This is a genomic window from Mesorhizobium sp. L-2-11, from assembly GCF_016756595.1.
Lineage (GTDB): Bacteria > Pseudomonadota > Alphaproteobacteria > Rhizobiales > Rhizobiaceae > Mesorhizobium.
Map to the genome: position 1 here is coordinate 2,829,132 of NZ_AP023257.1, position 21,408 is coordinate 2,850,539.

At 63.9% G+C, this 21,408-nt stretch carries 29 protein-coding genes and 1 pseudogene; 24 read left to right on the top strand and 6 right to left on the bottom strand.

Going from position 1 to position 21,408, the window contains the following annotated elements; all coding sequences use genetic code 11:
* Positions 1 to 99 precede the first annotated feature (99 nt).
* The 10 genes from JG739_RS13540 to JG739_RS35340 all read left to right on the top strand — a co-directional run bounded on the left by JG739_RS13540 (position 100) and on the right by JG739_RS35340 (position 10,732).
* The gene (locus JG739_RS13540) at positions 100 to 702 is read left to right on the top strand and encodes a hypothetical protein (RefSeq protein ID WP_202366877.1); all 603 of its coding nucleotides are present in this window, start codon (positions 100 to 102) and stop codon (positions 700 to 702) included.
* A complete protein-coding gene (locus JG739_RS13545) occupies positions 702 to 3,143 on the top strand; it encodes a hypothetical protein (RefSeq protein ID WP_202366878.1) in 2,442 nt (813 codons plus the stop codon). The genes JG739_RS13540 and JG739_RS13545 overlap by 1 nt, the downstream gene beginning before the upstream one ends.
* 287 nt (positions 3,144 to 3,430) lie before the next feature.
* Positions 3,431 to 4,090, top strand: coding sequence for a hypothetical protein (locus JG739_RS13550; RefSeq protein WP_202366879.1), 660 nt, complete (start codon positions 3,431 to 3,433; stop codon positions 4,088 to 4,090).
* A gap of 2 nt (positions 4,091 to 4,092) precedes the next feature.
* Positions 4,093 to 4,584 carry a hypothetical protein gene (locus tag JG739_RS13555; protein ID WP_202366880.1) on the top strand — a complete coding sequence of 164 codons (492 nt, stop codon included), beginning with the start codon at positions 4,093 to 4,095 and terminating at the stop codon, positions 4,582 to 4,584.
* Positions 4,584 to 5,354, top strand: coding sequence for a hypothetical protein (locus tag JG739_RS13560; RefSeq protein ID WP_202366881.1), 771 nt, complete (start codon positions 4,584 to 4,586; stop codon positions 5,352 to 5,354). The genes JG739_RS13555 and JG739_RS13560 overlap by 1 nt, the downstream gene beginning before the upstream one ends.
* Positions 5,355 to 5,648: 294 nt before the next feature.
* On the top strand, positions 5,649 to 6,038 hold the full coding sequence (locus JG739_RS13565) for a hypothetical protein (protein ID WP_244749888.1): 390 nt from the start codon (positions 5,649 to 5,651) through the stop codon (positions 6,036 to 6,038).
* Positions 6,039 to 7,837: 1,799 nt separating this feature from the next.
* The gene (locus JG739_RS13570) at positions 7,838 to 9,760 is read left to right on the top strand and encodes an SGNH/GDSL hydrolase family protein (RefSeq protein WP_202366882.1); all 1,923 of its coding nucleotides are present in this window, start codon (positions 7,838 to 7,840) and stop codon (positions 9,758 to 9,760) included.
* 4 nt (positions 9,761 to 9,764) lie between these two features.
* Entirely contained in the window at positions 9,765 to 9,947 is a 183-nt protein-coding gene (locus JG739_RS13575) for a hypothetical protein (protein WP_202366883.1), read from the top strand.
* Positions 9,948 to 10,019: 72 nt separating this feature from the next.
* Entirely contained in the window at positions 10,020 to 10,292 is a 273-nt protein-coding gene (locus tag JG739_RS35335; RefSeq protein WP_244749889.1) for an rRNA adenine N-6-methyltransferase family protein, read from the top strand.
* Between the two features lie 62 nt (positions 10,293 to 10,354).
* Entirely contained in the window at positions 10,355 to 10,732 is a 378-nt protein-coding gene (locus JG739_RS35340; RefSeq protein WP_244749890.1) for a class I SAM-dependent methyltransferase, read from the top strand.
* Here the strand turns inward: JG739_RS35340 and JG739_RS13585 are convergent.
* From JG739_RS13585 to JG739_RS13605, 5 genes are all read right to left on the bottom strand, one after another.
* Positions 10,725 to 11,273 (bottom strand): acyltransferase, encoded by a 549-nt coding sequence (locus JG739_RS13585; RefSeq protein ID WP_202366884.1) that lies wholly within the window; start codon positions 11,271 to 11,273, stop codon positions 10,725 to 10,727. The two genes, JG739_RS35340 and JG739_RS13585, sit on opposite strands and share 8 nt — an antisense overlap.
* Before the next feature lie 479 nt (positions 11,274 to 11,752).
* Positions 11,753 to 11,923, bottom strand: coding sequence for a hypothetical protein (locus JG739_RS13590; RefSeq protein WP_023798595.1), 171 nt, complete (start codon positions 11,921 to 11,923; stop codon positions 11,753 to 11,755).
* Positions 11,924 to 12,067: 144 nt separating this feature from the next.
* Positions 12,068 to 12,262 carry a hypothetical protein gene (locus JG739_RS13595; RefSeq protein WP_202366885.1) on the bottom strand — a complete coding sequence of 65 codons (195 nt, stop codon included), beginning with the start codon at positions 12,260 to 12,262 and terminating at the stop codon, positions 12,068 to 12,070.
* Between the two features lie 216 nt (positions 12,263 to 12,478).
* Positions 12,479 to 12,658: a hypothetical protein gene (locus JG739_RS13600; RefSeq protein WP_202366886.1), complete on the bottom strand. Its 180-nt coding sequence runs from the start codon at positions 12,656 to 12,658 to the stop codon at positions 12,479 to 12,481.
* A 115-nt stretch (positions 12,659 to 12,773) separates the two neighbouring features.
* Positions 12,774 to 12,953: a hypothetical protein gene (locus JG739_RS13605; protein WP_202366887.1), complete on the bottom strand. Its 180-nt coding sequence runs from the start codon at positions 12,951 to 12,953 to the stop codon at positions 12,774 to 12,776.
* A 98-nt stretch (positions 12,954 to 13,051) separates the two neighbouring features.
* Here JG739_RS13605 and JG739_RS13610 point away from each other — a divergent pair.
* The 6 genes and pseudogenes from JG739_RS13610 to JG739_RS13635 form a co-directional block, all read left to right on the top strand.
* A pseudogene (locus JG739_RS13610) lies at positions 13,052 to 13,327 on the top strand (N-acetylmuramidase domain-containing protein); the annotation flags it as partial.
* Positions 13,328 to 13,688: 361 nt separating this feature from the next.
* Entirely contained in the window at positions 13,689 to 13,907 is a 219-nt protein-coding gene (locus JG739_RS13615) for a hypothetical protein (protein ID WP_202366888.1), read from the top strand.
* 1 nt (position 13,908) lies between these two features.
* Entirely contained in the window at positions 13,909 to 14,169 is a 261-nt protein-coding gene (locus JG739_RS13620; protein ID WP_202366889.1) for a hypothetical protein, read from the top strand.
* Positions 14,154 to 14,390, top strand: coding sequence for a hypothetical protein (locus JG739_RS13625; RefSeq protein WP_202366890.1), 237 nt, complete (start codon positions 14,154 to 14,156; stop codon positions 14,388 to 14,390). The genes JG739_RS13620 and JG739_RS13625 overlap by 16 nt, the downstream gene beginning before the upstream one ends.
* Positions 14,369 to 14,710 (top strand): hypothetical protein, encoded by a 342-nt coding sequence (locus tag JG739_RS13630; RefSeq protein WP_202367456.1) that lies wholly within the window; start codon positions 14,369 to 14,371, stop codon positions 14,708 to 14,710. Before JG739_RS13625 ends, JG739_RS13630 begins: the two co-directional genes overlap by 22 nt.
* Positions 14,711 to 14,921: 211 nt before the next feature.
* Complete coding sequence (locus tag JG739_RS13635; protein WP_202366891.1) at positions 14,922 to 15,215, top strand: hypothetical protein; 294 nt, start codon at positions 14,922 to 14,924, stop codon at positions 15,213 to 15,215.
* 469 nt (positions 15,216 to 15,684) lie between these two features.
* On the opposite strand, the gene JG739_RS13640 is transcribed toward JG739_RS13635, so the two are convergent.
* A complete protein-coding gene (locus JG739_RS13640) occupies positions 15,685 to 15,828 on the bottom strand; it encodes a hypothetical protein (protein ID WP_202366892.1) in 144 nt (47 codons plus the stop codon).
* A 344-nt stretch (positions 15,829 to 16,172) separates the two neighbouring features.
* Here JG739_RS13640 and JG739_RS13645 point away from each other — a divergent pair, with 344 nt between their 5' ends.
* From JG739_RS13645 to JG739_RS13680, 8 genes are all read left to right on the top strand, one after another.
* On the top strand, positions 16,173 to 16,472 hold the full coding sequence (locus JG739_RS13645; RefSeq protein WP_128175038.1) for a DUF1236 domain-containing protein: 300 nt from the start codon (positions 16,173 to 16,175) through the stop codon (positions 16,470 to 16,472).
* A gap of 105 nt (positions 16,473 to 16,577) precedes the next feature.
* Entirely contained in the window at positions 16,578 to 16,847 is a 270-nt protein-coding gene (locus JG739_RS13650) for a hypothetical protein (RefSeq protein ID WP_244749891.1), read from the top strand.
* 37 nt (positions 16,848 to 16,884) lie between these two features.
* Positions 16,885 to 17,118 (top strand): DUF2934 domain-containing protein, encoded by a 234-nt coding sequence (locus JG739_RS13655; protein ID WP_202366893.1) that lies wholly within the window; start codon positions 16,885 to 16,887, stop codon positions 17,116 to 17,118.
* Between the two features lie 243 nt (positions 17,119 to 17,361).
* Positions 17,362 to 17,505, top strand: coding sequence for a hypothetical protein (locus JG739_RS13660; RefSeq protein ID WP_202366894.1), 144 nt, complete (start codon positions 17,362 to 17,364; stop codon positions 17,503 to 17,505).
* A gap of 55 nt (positions 17,506 to 17,560) precedes the next feature.
* Positions 17,561 to 18,280: a GntR family transcriptional regulator gene (locus JG739_RS13665; protein ID WP_202366895.1), complete on the top strand. Its 720-nt coding sequence runs from the start codon at positions 17,561 to 17,563 to the stop codon at positions 18,278 to 18,280.
* A gap of 2 nt (positions 18,281 to 18,282) precedes the next feature.
* Positions 18,283 to 19,329 carry an ADP-ribosylglycohydrolase family protein gene (locus JG739_RS13670; protein WP_244749892.1) on the top strand — a complete coding sequence of 349 codons (1,047 nt, stop codon included), beginning with the start codon at positions 18,283 to 18,285 and terminating at the stop codon, positions 19,327 to 19,329.
* Positions 19,326 to 20,294, top strand: coding sequence for a PfkB family carbohydrate kinase (locus JG739_RS13675; protein ID WP_202366896.1), 969 nt, complete (start codon positions 19,326 to 19,328; stop codon positions 20,292 to 20,294). The genes JG739_RS13670 and JG739_RS13675 overlap by 4 nt, the downstream gene beginning before the upstream one ends.
* A gap of 55 nt (positions 20,295 to 20,349) precedes the next feature.
* On the top strand, positions 20,350 to 21,405 hold the full coding sequence (locus tag JG739_RS13680; protein ID WP_202366897.1) for an ABC transporter substrate-binding protein: 1,056 nt from the start codon (positions 20,350 to 20,352) through the stop codon (positions 21,403 to 21,405).
* The last annotated feature ends 3 nt before the right edge of the window (positions 21,406 to 21,408 follow it).

Below are 21,408 nucleotides of genomic sequence, written 5' to 3' on the forward strand. Positions count from 1 at the left end.
GGAGATGGCCGGCAGGCCAGAGGGGGGCGCGACGGAACGCGACCTTTCCCTTCCCCCACCATCAACGCGTTCCCGATCCACACAGATGGAGGCCAAACCATGGCCATCACCCCGCTCGACATCGCCAACATGGCGCTTGGCGTCCTCGACGAGGCGCCGGTCGACAGCCTTGACCAGGATGTCAAACCGGCCCGCCTGCTCAACCTGCATTTCGACCTGACGCGCGAGGCGGAGCTGATGAAACATGGCTGGGTGTTCGCAATCCTGGCGGCTGTCGTCGCCGGGTCCGATACCGGCAGTGGCGCCGGCACGCTGAACTTTGCCTATGGATTGCCCGTGGACTGCCTGCGGGTTTTGCCGCTGACCCACAATGGCGAGCCGGATGGCGTGCCGATCGCGTGGCGCCAGGAAGCCGGCTTGATCTATTGCGACCGGCCGGGGCCGCTGATCATCCGCTACGTCGCCAACCTCACCGATCCCAACGACTGGGACGCGACGTTCACCGAAGTGCTGGTTGCAGCGCTTGCCGTCAAGATCGCGCATCCGCTGACCCACAAGGCGGGCATGATCGACATCGCCCGCGGCGCCTATAGCGCGGCGCTGGACGCGGCGTTCCACGCCAACGCCATCCAGCGTGGCGGCAGGTTTTCAACGTCGTCCTGGGCGATCCAGCGCGGCGATACAAGGTACTGGCGCGCCTGATGCCGACGCTCTATCCCATCCAGGACACCTTCGTCCGTGGCGAGATCAGTCCGCGATTGCACGCGCGCGCCTCGCTCGATCTCTATCGGGCGGCACTCTCCCGCTGCGAAAACTTTCTGACGCTCCCGCATGGTGGCATCCGCAAGCGGGGCGGCACCTATTTCTGCGCCGAGGTGAAGGATTCTGCCAAAGCGACGCGGCTGATCCCGTTCATCTTCTCGGCGGATCAGGCCTATGCGCTCGAATTCGGCAACCTTTACATCAGGGTTTATGCCTATGGCGCCCGCGTCGGCACGGTGGAAGTGGCGACGCCCTATCTCGAAGCCGATCTGTTCGACCTGCAATTCGTCCAGTCCGCCGACCAGATGTGGATCACCCACAAAAACCACCTGCCGCAGGTTCTCACCCGCACGGCGCACACCACATGGACGCTCGCCGAGTTCGTCTTTCTCGACGGGCCGTATGACGACATCAACACAAGCGCCACCACGCTGACGCCCGCCGAGACCGGTGCTGTCCATCCGCAAATGACCAGCGACACGCTGCCAACCGGGACCGCTGCTGCAACCGCCGGCACCGCCTTTCATGTGTTCGACCGCGACAACGGAACAAACCTCAGCTTTGGCGCAACCACCGGCGACGTGTCCTATGATTTTGCAGGCGCCACGACCAAGGTCTGCGACGCTTACTGGATAAGGGCGAGGGCGAGCGGCAATCCTCGGGCAGCGGTGGCCTGGGATTTCCAGGGCTTTGACGGCACCAACTGGATCTCGCTCGACAGCCGGACGGCGGAGACCGGCTGGTCGCGCGGCGAGGTGCGGTTTTATGAATTCCAGAACGAGACCGCCTATCAGTCCTATCGGCTGAATATTTCGGGATCGGAGGACGACAGCAATCTGGACATCGCCGAAATGGGCTGGCACGAAGATGGCGACACCCAGACGCCGTTCGACCTCACGGCATCCTCGATCGTCGACATCAATGGCGGCACCGGCTTCCAGGCATCAGATGTCGGCCGGACCATTCGCTTGCTCGGCTCGGATGCTGTCTGGCGCTGGGCGCGCATCACCAGCCGCAGCAGCGCGACCGTGGTCAAAGTCAGGCTGTATGGGCATGCGCTGCCCAATCTCAGCCCGATCGCCCGCTGGCGCCTCGGCACCTTCGTTCCCGGAAAATACGTCGAAAGCGGTTCGCTGTACGAAGAGCGCCTGGCCTTCAGCCGAAAATTCTCGGTCTACGCCTCGGCAACCGGCGACTTCGACAATTTCGCCACCGGCGAGGAAGATGACGCCGCGCTGGAGTTCGTCCAGGCCGGCGGCGGCCAGGCCAACGATATCACCTGGATTGCCGAATCCGACGGGGCGCTGATCATTGGCACACTGGGCGGCATCCGGGCGCTGTCCGGCTCGGCCATCGACGAGGCGCTGACGCCGTCATCGTTCAAGAACCGCCGCTCGCGCACCTTTGGCTGCGCGCCGCTGCGCCCGGTCGACGCCGGGCAATCATTCCTGTTCGTCACCCGGTCGCGCAAATCGATCGCCGAACTGACCCAGAGCGCGTCCGGCAAATTCACCTCCGACGACGTCGGGCAGGTTTCCGAGCATATTCCGAAAAAGGGTGTTGTCGAACTGGCGTTCCAGACCGATCCCGACCCGTTGCTGTGGTTCCCGCTCGATAATGGCGAACTTGGCGGCTACACGCACCAGCCCTCGCAGGAAGTCCGCGGCATGCACCGGCATCGCATCGCCGGCACCTTTTCCGGTTCTGACTGGGGCGTCGTTGAAAGCGCGGTGGTGACGCCGGGGCAGGACGGCAATGACGATCTCTGGCTGGTCGTCAAACGCACGATCGATGGAACGACCAAGCGCACCATCGAAATCAAGTCTGTGCCCTTTGAATATGGCGAGGTTGCCGACGCGTTCGAGGTCGATTGCGGCCTGACCTACAGCGGCGTGGCCGTGGGGACGGTCACAGGGCTCGATCATCTCAACGGCGAGACGGTCGATGCTCTGGCGGATGGCGTGGTCTATCATGACCTTGTCGTGGCCGCTGGAGCGGTTTCCTTGCCCGGCGGGGCAATGGCGGCCAAATGGTCTGTCGGCCTACCCTACGAGGCGGGCGCCGACACGCTGGAGCTCGATGTCGGCGGCAGGGACGGCTCGATCGTCGGGCGTCGCAAGAAAGTCGCCAAGGTCATTCTCTCGCTGTTTGAGACGGACACGACCGGGCTGGAGATCGCTTCGATGCAGCGTGGCCGCTGGGAACCGGTCCGCATTCCCTCGGTCGTGACGCCCAATGGCAGGGCCAATCTGTTCACCGGCAATGTCGAGGTGCCGATCGACGATAGTTGGGAAGGGCAGGGGCGGGTAAGAATCCACCACACCAACCCGACGCCATGCACGATCCGGGCATTCACGCCGGTGTTCGATAGTGAGGCGTAGGAACTGCCGTATTTCGGTCCTCCCGCATCGCGCTCCGAGGCGGTTGTTAATCAAGCCTCTCGAACCTTTGTGCCTGTGTTGCCGATATCAATGTCGGCGGGACAGCGCCCCCCTCTGTCCTGCCGGACATCTCCCCCACTTGGGGGGAGATCGGATTTCACCCCGGCTTTCGCCAATCACCAGCGTCGCAGGAATAGGGGCCGCGCCCGAACTGCCGATCTCCCCCCTTGTGGGGGAGATCGGCAGCTGCGCGGACCGCTCCTCACCTCCAAAAAAGGGACCCTTCAATGACCCCATCCCCTCATGCCGAAGCGCTCGGCAGGGCGCGGACGGCTGCCGATTTTGCTGCCGTCATCGCCTTACTCGATAGCGACCTCAAAAATGCTGCCGCCCGCAAACTGGAACTCGAAAAGGCCAAGGGGCGGGCGATGTTCGGCCGTGGCGACCTGGCGGCGACGCGCGCTGCGCTCTCCGAGGCCAACGCCGTCGTTGCGCTGCTGGAGAAAACCCGTGAGGCGGCGAACGCGCGCCGCGCCGCGGCGCAAGGTGAAGCCTGCGTCGACATCGCAGCACTTGCCGACGAGATCAGGGCAAACGCCGCTGCCCTCGACGAGCGCTGGCGCATGGCGCAATGGCTGATCGAGCAGCTGCGCCAGCAATTGTTCGACGCCGATGCCTTGCGCCGCGCCGTCGCCACCGCCAACAGCCAGCTCGACGCCGCCGGCGTCGCCAACCTGAAAATCAACCCGACCGCCATCCGGCGCGCCGCCGTGACCGGGCGGCGCGCGACAGCCCCGGCTCGTCTCAGCGCGGCAGCGATCCAGGCCGACAAGATGCTTCTGTCGCTGCTCAGCCCCGGCGGCGCGCTCGACCCGCGACCGGCGCTCGGCGCGCCGGTCGGAGGCATCGCGGCCAGATTTTCGCTGCGTGGCCGGGGCCGCGGCTGACCATGTGCACACTTGCCCTTATCGGCACGGCTCTCTCGGTCGGCGGCGCGCTGGCCGAGGGCCAGCAGTCGCGGCAGATGGCCGACTACCAGGCCAGAGCCTATGAGCAGCAGGCGCGGGCCGACGCGCTAAGCGCCGCCTTCGAGCAGGGCCAGGAGCGCCACAAGCAGGATCTGTTGCTGTCGCAGGCGCGCGCCCGGGCCGGCGCCTCGGGCGTCGCCCTGTCAGGCTCGCCGACCGAGGTGCTCGCCGCCAATGCAAGGCAGGGCCAGCTCGACATCAAGGCGATCCAGTACGGCTCGCAGCTGCGCCAGAACAATTTGACCACGCAGGCCGCGATCTCGCGCTTTTCCGGCAGGCAGTCGGCGGCTGCCTCGATCTTCAGGGCAGGCGGCAATCTCGTGTCCGGCCTTTCCGGCCTCTACGACCCGAGCAGAGCGGTGACGTTCGGCAACAGCGCCTTTCCGGCAGCGCCGGGCGGAGGGCTTTACTGATGGCGACCATCCCCCTCCAGCTCGCCCAGCGACGGCTCGATACCGGCAGCGTGGTTTCCTATCCCAACAGCTCGCCGGTCGGCGCCGCGATACAAGGTTTTGGCGACGAGCTCTCGGCCGTCGCCGAGCGGTTCCGGCAGCAGAAGCAGCAGCAGGATGCCTTCGACGCCGAGGTCATCGGCCGCGAGCTGAACCGGCAGATTGCCGAGGCCGAGAAAGAAGCGATCCAGAATGCGCCGGCCGACGGCCGTGGCCTGCACGACGCCATGTATGGCCAGGCGCGCAACGGTGTCGTCAAGCCGGGCCTGTTCGACAAGATCTTCGACAGCACCGTGCCAAAAATGCCGGAAAGCGAACGCGCCAGCTTCATCAGGCAGAAAGAGGCGTTGAGATTGGCCGGGTCGGCGCGCATGGCCGCACAGCAATATGCCCGCCGCCAGGCCTATGAGCAGGCCGAATGGTCGAAGGCGCAGGCTGCGGAGCTCAATGCCATCGCGCAGAGCGATCCGGACGACACCGCAGCGTTCGAGGCGATCAGGCAGAGCGGCTTCGACTTCATCGCCAAGATGGGCAACCCGGTGGCCCGGCAGCTGGCCGAGACCGGCTGGCGCAGTAACACGGCAAAGGCGCTCGCCCAGGCGATGATCGCCAACGACCCGAAGCGCGCCGCCGAAATTCTGGGTGCTGCGCCGGCTGACGCCCGCCTCGCCGACCTTACGTCCGAGGACAGGGCTGCGCTCGCTTCGCAGGCCGGCATGGCGCAAGACTGATGTCCGCGCCGCGGCTGGATGTCCTTTTTACCGGCCTGTTGCATCGGCTGTCAGCCCACCGACGGTCCTGCGGGGCTTTTTCACGGGAAAACCCCAGAGTTGCTGAAATCGCCGCTGGCAATGCACGCAGCACTGTGGTCGTCTCCAGAGCGACAAAAGCGACGGCGGCCTTTTTTGCAACACAGGCTTGTGGTTCTGGATTTGAAATTCCCAAGCGCTGATGCGATCATTGGATCGGCAACGTCAAAATCCACCGGCCACCCTTGGCCCTTCAGATGAAGGACTGACCCTGCCTTGTTGCGCTTAGAGTCCTATCCGATGCTGGCAAGGATCGTGTTCCCGGTCACGTTGGCCGGTGTTCTCCTGCTCACGCTTCTGCCGGCGCGGTTCTTGCCGGATCTCGGCACCGCCGTCACGCTTCACGACGACAAGCTGCAGCATGCCATCGCCTTCGCCGTGCTGGCGGCGCTCGGCAGCCTCGGCTGGCCGGAACACAAGGCAAGGATCATTCTTGTCCTCGCCCTTACCGGCGCGGCGATCGAGGTGCTTCAGGGCTCGCAACTGATAGGGCGCGATCTGGACGGATTCGACTGGGTTGCCGACTGCGCCGGCATGGCGTTGGGGCTGACGATCGCCGGCTGGACAAGCAGGCGCGTCGGCAGGCGCGTCGGCGGATTGCCATAGGTCGCAGCTTTTTCGATCGTGACATCAGCCGAGCTGCGGCGGTTCAGGATAAAGGCGCTCCGTAGCGATCCTTCGCGCCCCCCTCTGTCCTGCCGGACATCTCCCCCACAAGGGGGAGATTGGCAGCTTCGCCGACAGCGTCCTTTTTGCAAGGTTTGTGGTTGGCGAAATCAGTGATGATGGCCGATCTCCCCCCAAGTGGGGGAGATGCCAAGTTTTGGCAAAGAGGGCAGGACAGAGGGGGGCGCCTCGCTCCGCCATTAAAAGGTTCTGCACCGTAGTGACGCTCCGATGTCACGAAATGGATCCAGGGTCTGCGCCGCGTCGCTTCGCTCCTTGCTCCGCATTGGGATGACGAAGGCGTCGTGGCTTATGGCTAGTGGCAGACGTTAGGATTGGCGGCTGCGGGGCCGGCCGGCAGCGACCGTCCGCAGGGCTTAGTCCAGGCCGGCCCAAACCACAGATGTGCCATAGACGACACGTCCCGCGCCCGCTGAAATCATAGAGCCCTTTTCAAGCCTCGCTTTTGCGGGGCTTTTTTCATGGAGCAAGCCTGATGGCCCGACCTGCAACTGCCGCCGTTCGACTGTTGACCGGCGAACGCGAACCCGTGCGCCTGGCGACTACGGCCAACATCCTGCTTCATGGCCTGCAGGCGATCGACGGCGTGCCATGCGCGGTCGGCGACCGCGTGCTGGTCAAGGACCAGGCCGACCCGACGCAGAACGGCATCTACACGGTGAGCGAAGGCGAATGGTTCCGCGCCGCCGACGCCCGCAGCGCCCGCACCTTGCAGAAGGGAACGACGGTTCACGTCCAGATCGGGTCGGTCAATGCCGGCCGGGTGTTCGAATTCAGCGCCGACGAGCCGGTGGTCGGCAGCGATGCCATCAGCATTGCGCCGTTCGTGCCGCCCGACATTGCGGCGGTGGTCGATGCGGTGGAAGCGCTGCGCGAGGCAACCCAGGCGCTGAAGGATGCCAGCGCGGCCAGTGCCGGCCAGGCCGCCGCCAGCGCGTCCACCTCCGCTGCCAATGCCGGACAGACCGCCGCCGATGTCGCTTCCACCGCGGCCAACCTGGCCGGCGCCCAGGCCGCGCGTGATGCGTCGCTTTTTGGCAAAGGCATCTTTCCGACCATTGCGGCGGCGATCGGCCTTGGCGTCGTCGGCAGTGGTGCGATCACGGCGGGCGCCGGCGGCGCCAACGGCACCTTCGATCTGGCCTTCACCGGCGGCGCCGGCTCGGGCGCCGCCGGCCGCTTCGTCGTCGCCGGCGGCGCGCTGACGCAAGTCCTGATCACCGCGCCGGGCTCCTACACGGTGGCTTCGAGCTTCAGCTTCGCCGCATCGGCGGGATTGGCCGGTGCAAGTGCGGCGGTCGTGCTCGGCAGGAATGCTGATGTCGGCGAGTTTTTTTGGACCGAGGTTTCGACCGGTGTGCTTGGGCTGCACAACGTGACGGCCGGGCCGGTGGCGGCGGACACCGGGGTTAGGGCGTCGGCAGCGGAAGTCTCCGCCCTGATCGGCTCGCGGACGGTCGGGCCAACTGCGCTGACTGGCGCCGGCGCAGCTGCGAGCGCGAACGTCTATTACTGGCCGGGCTCTCTCGCCGCAGTAGATGAATATGTGTCGGCGCTGCCTGTGGCGATGACTGCTCCTGGTACGCTGCGTGTCGTGGTTTCGAAAGTGGAGGGCGACGGCTCTCTCTCTGACGCCGGCGTTCCGACACAGCTGGTTAGCGCACCGGCAGGTGTATCCACTATTTCAGGGCTGAGCGTCTACAAGCCCGCGGGATGCGTTGTTGGCCTTCAACCGGTATCCGGCGGCTCGCTTTACTTTACGGCGGCCACGATCCCCAATGGCGAAGCTCGCTGGCATACGGCGACTATCCCAACCAGCCACACGGCGAAGACCATCACCACGACGAATGGCGTACAGTGGCAGGCGGTTCTGTGAAATCACGGCCAAGGCTCGCCGAGCTGATGGCTCTGTCGACGCTATTGTCGAAACGCTGGGTTCCAGCATCGATATCGGCCGGCCGGACCTGGTCAACACCGGCACGAACACCCCCGCCAACTACAGCGTCGTCATGCAAACGCCTGCGGCGGCCGATGGCTACATTACCGGAGTTGATGTCGGGGCTAGCGGCGCCGGCGCGGCCAGTATCCATGTCATCCAGTACAATGGAGACCTAACCGTCAACGTGATCCGCACGCATCAAATCACACTAGCCAATGGTGTGAGCGAAATTCCCCTCAGCATCCCGATAGCAGCCGGGCAATATCCGGCGATCAGCGGTGGCGCTTACAAGTTTCAGAACAGCGTCAATCCGGAAGGCATTCCCGCATGGATAAAGGCCGCTGCGCTGTCGAACGGTGCGACTGTGGCGTCATCGACCCAGCACCGCTATGAGGTCGCGTTCACGATCAAGACTGGCCTTGTCGCGGACGTGGAGGTGGCCAAGAATGGCGGTGCGCAGAACACTGGCATGAACCTGCTGGCCGATGCCGACCCGAATGGTGTCGTTGATGCAACTGCAATCTTCGCCTCGGCCGCCGCTCATCCAAACCCGTATGTGCCGCCCGGCAGCTTCGCATTGACGGCTATGCCTAAGTCGGGTGACGGTTTTTGGGGGCCTGGAAAGCTGTTCGTCGGCGGCCGAAGGTTCTTCGTTCCGGCTCGCCCGTCGCTGTTCAATCTCTATGACGGCTTCCGCGCCAAGATGGCAGAGCATATCGCCAACAACGATGTGCTCTGCCTGATCGCCGACAGCATTGGTCATTGGGCGCTGGCCAGCAACGGCCCGGCGCACTGGTTCAATCGGGTGACGCAGTTTGCTAATCTCGGCGTCGCCGATGATGAGCCGGGCATGACGGCATTGCGGCCAAGCTCTACCTACTTGCCGGCTTTCTATGGCGTCACCACCAGCGGAACCGTCTCGACGGGAACGCGCGGGCCGCTCGGCGAAAGCATCATCCTTGCGGATGGCGCATCGCTGGCGTTCACCGGCGCCTATGAGCAGGTCGATGTCCATTACACCCAGGACGCCGGTCAAGGCTCGCTCGCCTTCGCCTTCAATGGCGGCGCGGCCTACAAGACTGTGAACGCTGCCGGCGCTCTGGCGCTCGATAAATATTCCGGCCCGTCTCTGACAGGGCAGGCAGCGAGCGGCAACTATACCCTCACGGCCGTAGGCGGACCCGTGGAGATCACCGGGCTTATACGTCTCGGCATCAAGGCGGCCGGCTCACGTCCGCGCCTGCGCACGCTGCGCGCCTCGCATGGCAGCTATACGTTCGCCTCCTTCAATGCGGCACGCCTTGCCTCGGCCATCGCTCAATGCGGCTATGCTGGCGGCAAGATCGTTCCGGTCCTCGCCCTGGGCATCAACGACAGTTTTGGCACGCCGCCTGCGACGATTTCGACCAACATCACGTCGATAATCGACACGCTGGAGGCGGCCTTAGCACCTCGCATCTTCGTGATGCCGCCAACGCGCCCGTCCTCGTCTTGGGATGGCAACTATACGGGCGGCCGAACCTACGATGCGGCACTTGGCGCGATCCGCCAAACCTACCGGTCGCGCAATGTGCTATCGGTGCCAATCGACGGGTTCGATTATATCAACTCGGGGGCCTACCAAGAGGGTCTGCACTTCAACGATGCCGGCCACGACGGCAATGCGTTGCGCTTCATCGAATACGTCGCGGAAAGGGGATAAGGCCATGCCATTCGCAATTCAGCGCAAGGGTAAAGTGATCTCGACGCTCGAAGAGGGTGAGGAATGGGTGACCGTCGGCAAGAAAATCCTAATCACGATGCCCGATGACCCGACTTATAGTCGAGAAATCACAGTGCCTAAGGACGATGCCGAAGGACTCGTCGAAGTGTGGCTGGGAGGGGCCTAGTCCGCACTGGACGCGGTTCGTGCGCTATGGCACGGTTGGGTTGGCGGGGGCGATCCTTAGGAGGATTTCTCTATGGCGGACGCCGGCAGCATTATAGCGATCTATGATGACTACTACGCAGATGGCAAAGTAGCCGCGAAACGCGAAATTGCTTCGCAGCAATCAGTCGCCCATATAGAAGCGATCCTCCCGGGGGAGACCTTCGAAAAGGTCCTTGATATCGGGGCCGGTGAAGGGGCTGTGCTGGACAAGCTCAACGAGCGAAATCTGGCGAAGACACTGGGGGCCGTCGAGATTTCGACCTCGGTATTGAGGCCATCAAGGCACGGAAAATCCCTAGTCTGAAGAGCCTAGATGTTTTTGATGGCTACCACATTCCGCACCCCGACAAGTCGTTCGATCTGGGGTTGGCCATCCACGTCGTCGAGCACGTCGAGCACGAGCGGATGTTTTTGATGGAGGCGGCGAGGGTCTGCAAGAAGCTCTACATCGAGGTTCCGCTGGAGCATACGAGAAATCTCAATCGCGCCATTCGGATGTCCGGGCCGTTTGGGCATATCAATTTCTACACGCCGCTGACGTTCGAAAATCTGCTCAATACTTCCGGGCTCAAGGTCGATAGGCTGATGACGTTTGCTCACGATCTCGCTTATGAACAGCACTTGGCCGGGCGGTCCAAAGGATGGGTGAAATACAAGTTGCGGACCGAATTTCTCAAGGTCGCGCCCAAGACGGCGGTGCGGAACATGACGTATATGGCCGGAGCGCTCTGCAGCACTAAGTAGTTGATTCTGAAAGGTCACGGACCTTTTTAGCCGGAACGCCGGCAACAACCGTGAAGGGTTCCACGTCCTTCGTGACGACAGACGCTGCGCCGACGACCGCGCCCTTGCCTATCGTGACACCTTTCAGGATTGTCACGCCAAAGCCGATCCAGACATTCTCATCGATTGTGACCGGCGCGATGCCGACACCCGACCAGTTCTTCCTGCCCTGATGCCACTCGGCGACATCGCTTGTTCGCTGCTTCCAATCTAGCGAGTGCGAGTTGTGGTCAACGATCGTCGTACCCCATGAGATAACGACATCATCGCCAATAGTGATTTGTTCTGCAGTGACTAGGTGGCTCTTGCCGATGTAGCAGCGCCGTCCGATCGTGATCCGCGCTTCTGGTCGATCAAACGAGAAGTAGCAGTTGATGATCCCGTCCTCGCCGATCGAGTGATGGCCACGGCGGGCAGTGCGGACGCTCCGAATGGCCATCTTCGTGCCGGCGCCGACATTGACGCCCGCTAGGCGTTGCAGGAAGGGCGGCACAAAAGTCATGTCAGTGTCTTCCGTATTGTGTCTGTTGCTGCCTCTCGGCGATAACCCGCAATCCGTCGCAGAGCATAAAGTGCCGTTGTGGCATTTGCGTACAAAGCTCCAATGCTGCCCGCGCATCGTGCTCGTCGTCGGTTTCCATTATTGGCGCAGCGATGTGTCGGCCATCGATTGCTTGGACCGAAAAGCGCTTGAGGGTTTGTGCCACCGGCAGGTTACTTCGCATTGTCAGGGGCAGATCCGTTGGGCAGCCACCATTTGCGGCAAGCACCTCCGCTTTGCAAGCGTGATCGTGAGGTGTTCACGCTCTAATTCGTTCAGCTCGGCCCGGCCTCTGGCAACGAGCCAATGCAGGTAGCATTTCGCCAATTCGCAGATGACTTGTATCGAGCGATTGGTGGGTCGATAATTCGGTGTCGATTGGCTGGCCTGCCCGTTCAAAGACATGCCGTAACCCCGAGCCGCTACGAATGGCGCAACGGCTAATGACGGCTGTCTTGCGGCTTGTTGTGCGGCTGGCTGTTCGACCACCAGACAAAATACAGCGAACCCACCTTCATCACCGGCACGCGGCGCTCGCGTTCGCGGCCCCGCAATTCGCGATAGACTTTTACCTTCAGGGTGCCGCCCGGCAGTTTGATGCGCACGGCCATCGGTTCAACTCCCGCTGTGTGCAATGCAATGGTGATGTGCGAAGCCGCAATTAGAGAACTTCCCCAGCCGGGGAGTCAACCGCCGATGGGCGAGTTTGTTGACCGGAAGGGTTCGAGCGCAGCCGCTCGAGATTTTTCGGGCCGTTAAGGCGTTGCCTGAGATCGGTTGGGATCGTCGCCCGGCTGGTCGTTCAACCGTCGCTGGCGATTCGACCACCAGCTGAAATACATCGAGCCCAGCTTCAGAACCGGGATGCGGCGGGCGCGCTCGCGCTCGCGCAACTCCCGATACACCTTCAATTTCAAGGTGCCGCCCGGCAACCTGATACGCACTGCCATTGCCCCCAACCCCCGTTGTGCAATGCAGCGACTTAAAGAGCTTCCGTGGCGGAAGAGTCAAGGCTGATCGTTGATTATTTCTGCGGCTGTTTTCCGGGGCCGGTTCCAGAACAGTCTGGGCGGGTGAATGGTGAATGGTAGTAGTGAGTAGTGAGTAGTGAGTAGTGAGGAGAGTGAGGACACCTTCTTCACAATTCACAATTCACAATTCACAATTCACCCACTCACGCCTGGCGGGCGTCCGGACGGACGATCCGAAATGCTGCTCGGCCACCAGACGATGAAGTAGCCTCCGAGCCGCCAGACCGGCACCTCGCGCTTCTGTTCGCGGCGGCGCAACTCGTGCTTTTTCTTGATTTTCAATGTCCCGCCCGGAAGCCTGATCCTGATGGTCACGCGCCCTCCCGCAGCCTGTTCCCACGGGTTAGAAACGGTTCATGGGGGCAGTTTATTCCGGCTAAGCGATTTCCATTCCCGATGGCAATACGGGTCGAGCTGTTCTCAACCGTCGTCACTTGAAGAAATCCGCCATGCCCTGGAAGGCCAGCAACGCATAGACGATCGGCCCGGCGACCAGCCCGCAATAGAGGCACAGGATCGCCGCCAGCGCCACCAGCAGCGGCTTGTCGCGGCCGACCGCGCAGAGCTCGGCCTTCACCGTCCAGCGCGCCGTTCCTTCGTCTTGCGACATCGGCAAAATCCCCATTTTGGGGTCATTTCACACAATTGCCTGCAGACATCAAGCTGGCGCCTGCAAACATCAACCTGGGAAAGGACAACACCATGGATATGACGTTCAAGGGCGCCGCCAGGCGCCTGGACGATCTCGATCTGCCAAAACTCGGTGCCAGCATCGGCGTCGGCGAAGACGAGATCCATGCCTTTCTCGATGTCGAAACCAGCGGGCATGGCTTCGACGCGCAGGGCCGGCCGGTCATCCTGTTCGAGCCGCATGTCTTTTATCGCAATCTGGCGGGCGCAGCTCGGGCAAAGGCGGTAGCGGCCGGCCTTGCCTATGCCAAATGGGGCGAAAAGCCTTATCCCCGCGACAGCTATCCGCGCCTGAAGGCTGCCTGCGCCATCGACGAGACGGCGGCGCTCAGATCGGCATCATGGGGGCTCGGGACACGCCGGCCGCAGCCCCAGCGCAGCCTCCGGCGCCGGTTCCGATCGAGATCAGGGACGCGCCGGCCGCAACCCCAGCGCAGCCTCCGGCGCCCGTCCCGATCGAGATCAGGGACACGCCGGCCCCTCCGGCGCCGGTTCCGATCCCGCAGCCGCCGCAACCGAACGGTCCCGCGAAGGCAGAGCCGGGCAAAGCCGGAGTGCGGCGCGGACCGCTGTCCGGACCGTTTTCCGGATTATGGGCCGCAGTGCTGGCTCCGTTGGTTGCGGCAATCCTCTCCTTGTTTCGAAAGGCAAAGCCATGAACTGGTTCAATACCAACGCCGCGCACAATCTGATCAATGTGCTGATCCTGCTGCTCACCGGCCTGGTCGGCTTCGACTGGACGCTGTTCGGCATCGACGCCGCCCTGGCGCTGAGGATCACCGGCGTGCTGGCCCTGCTCAAGATCCTGATCAATGTCGTGCGCGACGGCGTCGCCGGCCTCGTCAGAAACCAGCCTGCCGTGGAGGGCAATTGAGATGTCGGTGCTTTCCATGCTGGGCGGGCTCGCCGGCAACACGACGATCATGGCGATTTTTGCCGCGCTCGTCGGCGGCATCGGCCTGTTTGTCGCCGGCGGTCGGGCCAACAGGGATGCGGCCAGGCGAGCGGCGGAAAAACTTGCCGCCGTCGAGGAACGCCTCGAAATGGACCGCGAGGCGACCGATGCCGAGCGCGCGGCGCGCGACCTGCCGGACGAAGCCGCACGGCGGGAGGCGATGCGATGGGCAAAGCGCTGATGCTGCTGCTCAAGAGCCTGCTGTTTGGGAGCCTGCTGTTTGGGAGCCTGTTGCTCGCCGGATGCACGACGCCGGTTTCGCCGGCGCGCCAGGCCTGGTGCGACCACAACCAGCCGCGCCGTGCGTCCGCCGCCGTCGTTGCCGCCATGATGCGGCCGGAGCTCGACGAGATCAATGCCTACAACGGCAAGGGCGCCAGATGGTGCGGGTGGAAGCCATGATACAAGAAGTTCTCGATGCGCTTGGCATCAAGGCGCCGGTGGTGGTCGCCGGCCTTTCCGGCGGGATTTTGCGCGCCTTGTCGCGCCACCGCTACAAGCTGCGTGAAATGCTGACGTCGCCGATCTGCGGCGCGCTGGCGGCGGCCTACCTGACATTGCCAGTGGTGCATTATTTCCGCGTCACAGGCCTGGCGATTCCGGCTGATCACGACACCACGACGCTGGCCGCGGCGTTCCTCATCGGCGTCTCGGCGATGTGGATCTCGGACATCGTCTTCGAGGTGGTGGTCAGGCGGTTCAAGCCGGAGAAGGAGGAGTGATCGCGGTCGTCCTAAAGCGCGTCGCGTTCGACCGGCCGACGCGCTTCAGGTTGTTCTTTATGCATGTCGTTATCGCAAAACCGCTGCACACTTTTGCGCGACATGCATTGTGCGCCGCAGTAACACCTCTTGCGGGAGATGCCGGGAAAGGTGAAGGTGCGGAACCACGGGCGAAGCTGCGCGTTAGGCACGACCTTTGCGAGGATGCAGCATGCCAGTCCGCCCAATCGTCCCAATGGCCGCAGCGATCCTGATCGTCACCACAAGCATGGCTCACGCCCGGCCGGATACGCGCGCCATGACATGCGAACAGACGCAGTTTCTGATCCAGAGCCGGCGCGCGGTGGTGCTGACCACCGGCCGCAACACCTATGACCGCTATGTCCGCCGTTACGGCAACGAATGCGACTGGCCCGAAGTGCCTGTCGCCGCCTATGTCAGGACGCTTGACGGTCAATGCCGGATCCACCGATGCGAGGAGCCGGTGTTCTTTTTCCCGGATTAGGGGGCTGACGACTTGGTCATGCGGGATGAGTGCCAGGCCGAAGCTGCTGATCTCCCCCCTTGAGGGGGAGATGCCAAGTTTTGGCAAAGAGGGCAGGCCAGAGGGGGTCGTCTGACGTAATGCGCCAACCTCCACTGTCGCAAGAGAGAAGGCCGCGCCCAGTCGAACCGACTCCCCTCTGCCCTGCCGGGCATCTCCCCCTCAAGGGGGGAGATTGGCCGTCATCGGTGCCTTCGCCAATCACCCGCGTTGCTGGATGGGTGCCGAGGCCCAAGCTGCTGATCTCCCCCCTTGAGGGGGAGATGCCAAGTTTTGGCAAAGAGGGCAGGCCAGAGGGGGTCGTCTGACGTAATGCGCCAACCTCCACCATCGCAATTGGCCGTCATCGGCGCCTTCACCAATCACCAGCGTTGCGGGATGAGTGCCGAGGCCCAAGCTGCTGATCTCCCCCCTCAAGGGGGAGATCGCTCTAAAAACCGAAGAACTGCCGGCCGATGAGATAGCCGAGCGCGACGACCACCAGGGGAAACAAGGCCGGCGCCAGCCGGCTCAGAAAGCTCCTTGCCGGCTGCTTTGGCGCGCTGCTTTCGGCGATTCCGAGGTTCTTGGTCATTGCGCTACAGTAGCAGGCGCTGATTAACGATTCCCCAACATGGCGCGCCTGAGGTCGCCGGCAGGCTTTTTCGCTGTGGGGCGGAACATTAGTTCTCGCTAAATGTTCATTTCGAAGCAGTCGATATCACCCCCCTCCGGTATCGCTGCTGATCGGGCAAACCGATCGGCCCGCGGTCCTGTCGCCAGGAACGCGGGCCACCGCCAGCCAACGCGGCGATCGATTGGCCGCCGCTCAAGGAACAAGAAGGTCGCGTCGAGCGTTGGCAATTCGGGCGTTGGCGATGTTGGGCTGAGTCGTCCCGACTGAGGAAGGCAGAGCCCTAAACCAGACAGGAGAAGACGATGAAAATCCACCTTGTTCCTGCCGCCGCTGGGTTGGCTCTGCTGGCCGGTGTCGGCGTAGCCACCGCAGACCAGGTGATTATCACGCCCGAGCAGCAGACGGTCGTCCGCGAATATGTGGAGAGGCACCCGCTGGCGTCGATCAGCCTGCTGGGCGTGGAACTCAACGTCGGTTCGACTTTGCCCGATACGGTCGAACTGCACGAGGTTCCCGACGTCGAATACAGATACGTGGTTGTCGACGATCGCACCGTGCTGGTCGATCCCGGCACCCGCAGGATCGTGCAGGTCATCGACTGACCTTCACCCGCCGCTCTCTCGGGAAGACGCGCAGGGAGCGGCGGCTCGCCGGCAGGCAGCCGGCTGTTGGTCGTCTTCGTGGCGGGACGGAAAGGAGCCATTTCCATGTTGCCGCATGTCGAGTCACGCAATGTGGCCGCATCTGTCGACAAGCTGCTTGCCGAACGGGGCACTGCCCTGTTGTCGATGAAGACGTTAATTGCAGCCGTGCGTGAGCAAACCGGAACGGAGCGCTCTGACGCGGATCTGGCGGGGCTGATCACCAAAAAGGCGGCACTCCTCGGGGTCGCGGTTCTGTCCGATTTGGGCCGACCTGAGCCGGGACGACCCGACCCGGGCCGAAGCCCCCAAGACGCCGGTCGAAAATTCAGCTAGAAGTTGTCGTTCACCGATTTGAGCCGAGGAGGCAACAGTGACTGATAACAGGCAGGAACGCATTCGCCGGCGGGCTCACGCGATCTGGGAACAGGCCGGCCGGCCCGACGGCGCGCATCAGCAGCACTGGGACCAGGCCGCCGCCGAGATCGACGGTGAGGAAAGCCGGCCGAAAGCCAAGCCGACCAGGAAGCCGGCGGCCGCCAAGGAAACCAAGCCCAAGGAGCCAAAGCCAAAGGCTGCCCGGTCGGGCAAGGCTTCAACGCGCTAGTTCGCCGCCCGCCATTTACGCATTCGTCCCCAGGGCGAGCAAGAAGCGACGCGGCGCAGACTGGAGGGGGCGCTGTCGCTCGACCTCTCAAGACTTGGGTTCCTCGCCCCCGCCAAGGGCGGGGGAGAGGTGGCCGCGAAGCGGCCGGAGAGGGGGCTTTCGTAGGGCGCAGTCCCCCTCTCCGTCTCGGCTTCGCCGAGCCACCTCTCCCCCACTTCGTGGGGGCGAGGAACCCAAGCTGGAATGGCCGCGAACTATGTCGCGGCCGAAGCGTGTACTCCCGAAATCGATCTCGGCTACTGGCCGCAGTGTCTGTCGTTGACTGTCGGTGAAACCGTGCCGGGAGGCGTTGCATCAGGCGTGCCGGCCCGCGAGCCGTTGACATGACTTGCGCTATCGCGCTATTGAACAGGACTATACAGGTTTACTGAACAGGTATTCCATGGCGCGTCGTACGTCGTCTCCCGGAACCGGCAAGCCCGAGCGGATCGCCACCGTCCTCGAGCACGAGATCCGCTCCGGCGTGCTCGGCTTCGGCGACCGCCTGCAGAGCGAGAACGAGCTTGTCCAGCGCTTCTCCGTCAGCCGCAACACCATCCGCAAGGGTCTCGAGGAACTTTCGAGCCGCGGCCTGATCACCACCAAGGTCGGCATCGGCTCGTTCGTCACCTTCGACGGCATGCCGGTCGACGACGCCGTCGGCTGGTCGCAGGCGCTGGCCAATGCCGGCGCCAATGCCGAGACGCGCACGCTCAGGCTCGAGATCATGCAGGATGCCGAGCTCGCCGCCAGGCTCGGCGTCGACAGCCCGTTCTTCATCGCCGTCGACCGGGTGCGCTCAAACGCCGATGACGGCCACGCTATCTCGATCGAGCGCAGCCGCCTGCCGCTGTCGCCCGAACTGGAGGACGTGCCGCTGCGCGGCCTGCGCGAGGGCTCGCTGCACCAGACGCTGCGGGCGGCGGGGCTGGTCCCCGATCACGGCGAGGAGTGGGCCGATATCGAGATGCTGAGCGCCGAGGACGCCGCCATTCTCGACTGCGCGCCCGGCGCGCCGTTCCTGCGCACGCGGCGCCTGACGCGCGCCGCCGACGGCCGCGCCATCGAATATGTCACCAGCCTGCTCAATCCGGCGCATTTCGCGCTTCATCTGGAGTTCTGAGCATGAACGCGCAGAGAATGGAGACAGGCGAGGCGATCGACCGGGCGATGGGTGCGCTTGTCGGCGGTGCGCTGGGCGATGCGCTCGGCATGCCGACGCAGCTTTTGTCGCCGGCCCGCATCGCCGAGCTTTACGGCCGTGTCGAGGATTTCGTCGCGCCCGCCGCCGACCATCCGGTGTCGAAGGGCCTGGCCGCCGGCACCGTTACCGACGACACCGAACAGGCGCTGCTGCTCGGCCGCATCCTGGTCGTTTCAGGCGATCGGTTCGACCACGCGCGCTGGGTCAGCGCGCTGCTCGACTGGGAGCGCGAGGTCAAGGCGCGCGGCAGCTACGATCTGCTCGGACCTTCGACCAAGCGGGCCATCGACGCCATCAATGGCGGCGTGCCGGCCGAGGAAGCGGGGCGGAGCGGCGACACCAATGGCGCCGCCATGCGCATCGCGCCGGTCGGCATCATGATGCCGCAGGAGCCGCTTGACGCACTGGTCGCCAAAGTCGCCGAAACCTGTCGCGCCACGCACAACACCTCGATCGCCATTGCCTCGGCCGCAGCCGTCGCTGCCGCCGTCAGCTGCGGTGTGGCCGGCGGCGACTGGCTTGCCGCATCAGACCGCGCGGTCGAGGCGGCAAGGCAAGGGGCGGCGCTCGGGCACTGGGTCACCGGCGGCGACATTGCCGCGCGGATCGACTGGGCGAGGGGTCTCGTCCGCGGCAGGCCTGTCGCCGACGGCATCCGGCTGATCGTCGAGCTGGTCGGCACCGGCGTCGCCAGCCAGGAATCGGTCCCGGCGGCCTTCGCGGTGCTGGAAATCGCCGGCGGCGATGCCTGGCAGGCGGCCGTCATCAGCGCCAATCTCGGCGGCGACACCGACACGATCGGCGCCATTGCCGCCGGCATGGCAGGCGCCTGCGCCGGCTTTCGCCGATTGCCGCAGCAAAAAATCGCCCGGCTCAACGGCCTCGACATTGAGCAGGTGAGGGCGCTGGCCGCCGACCTGGTCGCCGTGCGGATGGCGAAAGGCGGCTCGGGCAAGGAGGCGGCATGAGCGGGCGCCTCGTCCATATCGGCAGCGCGGTGGTCGACCATGTCTATCGCATCGACGCCTTGCCGGCGCCCGGCACCGAAAAGACCGCATCGAGCTATGCCCAGGTCGCCGGCGGCGGTTTCAACATGATGGTCGCGGCCAGCCGCACCGGCATGAAGGTCGTCTTCGGCGGCCAGCTCGGCAGCGGACCCAATGGCGACTTCCTGCGCGCCGCCTTCGCCGCCGAAGGCATCGAAACGCTGACCCCGGCATCGCCGCTGATGGACAGCGGCAATTGCGTCGCCATGATCAGCGGCGACGCCGAGCGCACCTTCGTGTCATGGCCTGGCGCCGAGAGTGTTCTCAGCTTCGGCATGATGGCGCCCGTCCGAGTTGCGCCGGGGGACTGGGTGTTCGCCTCCGGCTATACGCTGAGCTATGTCGGCAGCCGCGACGCGCTGGCCGACTGGATCGAGGCGTTGCCGGCGGAGATTTTCCTGGTCTTCGATCCGACGCCGGTCATTTCGGACATTCCGCGCGCCATTCTCGACCGGGTGCTGGCGCGCACGAACTGGTTGAGCTGCAACACAGCGGAAGCGGCCGAGATCGCCGGCCGCGGCGATGTCGAGGCCGTTGCCGCCCGGCTGCTGGACAGCCACTGCCCGAGCGCCGACGGGGTCATCATCCGCGCCGGGGCAAAAGGCTGCTTCGTGCGGCTGGCTGACGGCGGCGCGCAGGCCGTGCCCGGTTTCAAGGTCGCCGCCGTCGATACCAACGGCGCCGGCGACACCCATATCGGCGCCTTCGTCAGCGCGCTGTCGCGGGGCGTGCCGCCCTTCGAAGCGGCAAGTTACGCCAATGCGGCGGCGGCGCTCTCGGTCACCCGCCATGGCGGATCGTCGGCGCCGACCGACCAGGAGATCCAGACATTCCTCAGCCATGACGATCAATCCGTGCACGGCCGGAAGCAAAAGGCCCATTTATGACAGCCTAAATGACGCAACAAGCCCGCCAACCGGGCGAACAATGAGAGGAACCAACATGCGCATGCCCAAACTGACTGCATTTGTGACGGCAACCGCCGTCTTCGCTTCCGCACTGGCCGCCACTGCCGCCGAAGTGCATGTGCTCAACTGGAAGGGTTACGGCGCCGACGAGCCCTGGGCCATCGCCGCCTTCGAGAAGGCGACCGGCAACAAGGTGGTCAACGACTTCTTCAATTCCGAACAGGAAATGCTGACCAAGCTGAGGACCAATCCCGGCCTCTACGACGTCGTCATGATCAACGCCGCCTTCAACGACCAGGCGATGGCGGAAAAACTGATCCAGCCGGTCGATGTCTCGAAGATCCCCAACTATGCCGACATCAGCCCGGACAAGGCGGGTTCGCCGATGCTCAATCATGACGGCAAGGTCTATGGCGTGCCATGGGTGTGGGGCTTGACCGCGCTCGCCATCAACGAGAAATCCTTCGAGACGCCGCCGACCAGCATCGCCGAGATGTGGAACGATGCGCATAAGGGCCGCGTCACCATTCGCGACGACGCTGTCGAAGCGGTCCAGTTCGGCGCCATCGCCACCGGCCAGAACATCAACGACATCAAGGATATGGAAGCGGTCAAGGCGAAGCTGACCTCGCTGATGCCGCAGATCAGGACGTTCTGGAGCTCGGAAAACGACTGGAACCAGATGGTCGCCTCCAACCAGATCGACATCGGCACTTATTGGAGCGGCTCGGCCGACCGCGCCAAGACGCATTTCAAGCTGCCGGTGTCGCTGGTCATCCCCGGGGAAGGCGCCGTCGCCTGGCTCGACGCTTTCTCCATTCCGGTCGGCGCCAAGAACGTCACTGGGGCCGAAGCCTTCATCAACTACATGATCGACCCGAAATTCTATGTCGAATGGGTCACCAAGGTCGGCGCGCCGGTCTCGGCCAACGCCAAGGCGGTCGCAGCGCTTCCCGAAGATGCCTTCAACCGCAAGGTGATGGGCGACCCTGACGTCGCCAAGCGCATCCAGTTCCAGGCGCCGATCAGCGACGCGCAGCGCGAGGCCTATCTGGCGCTGTGGCAGCAGCTCAAGGTCAACGTCAAGTAGCGC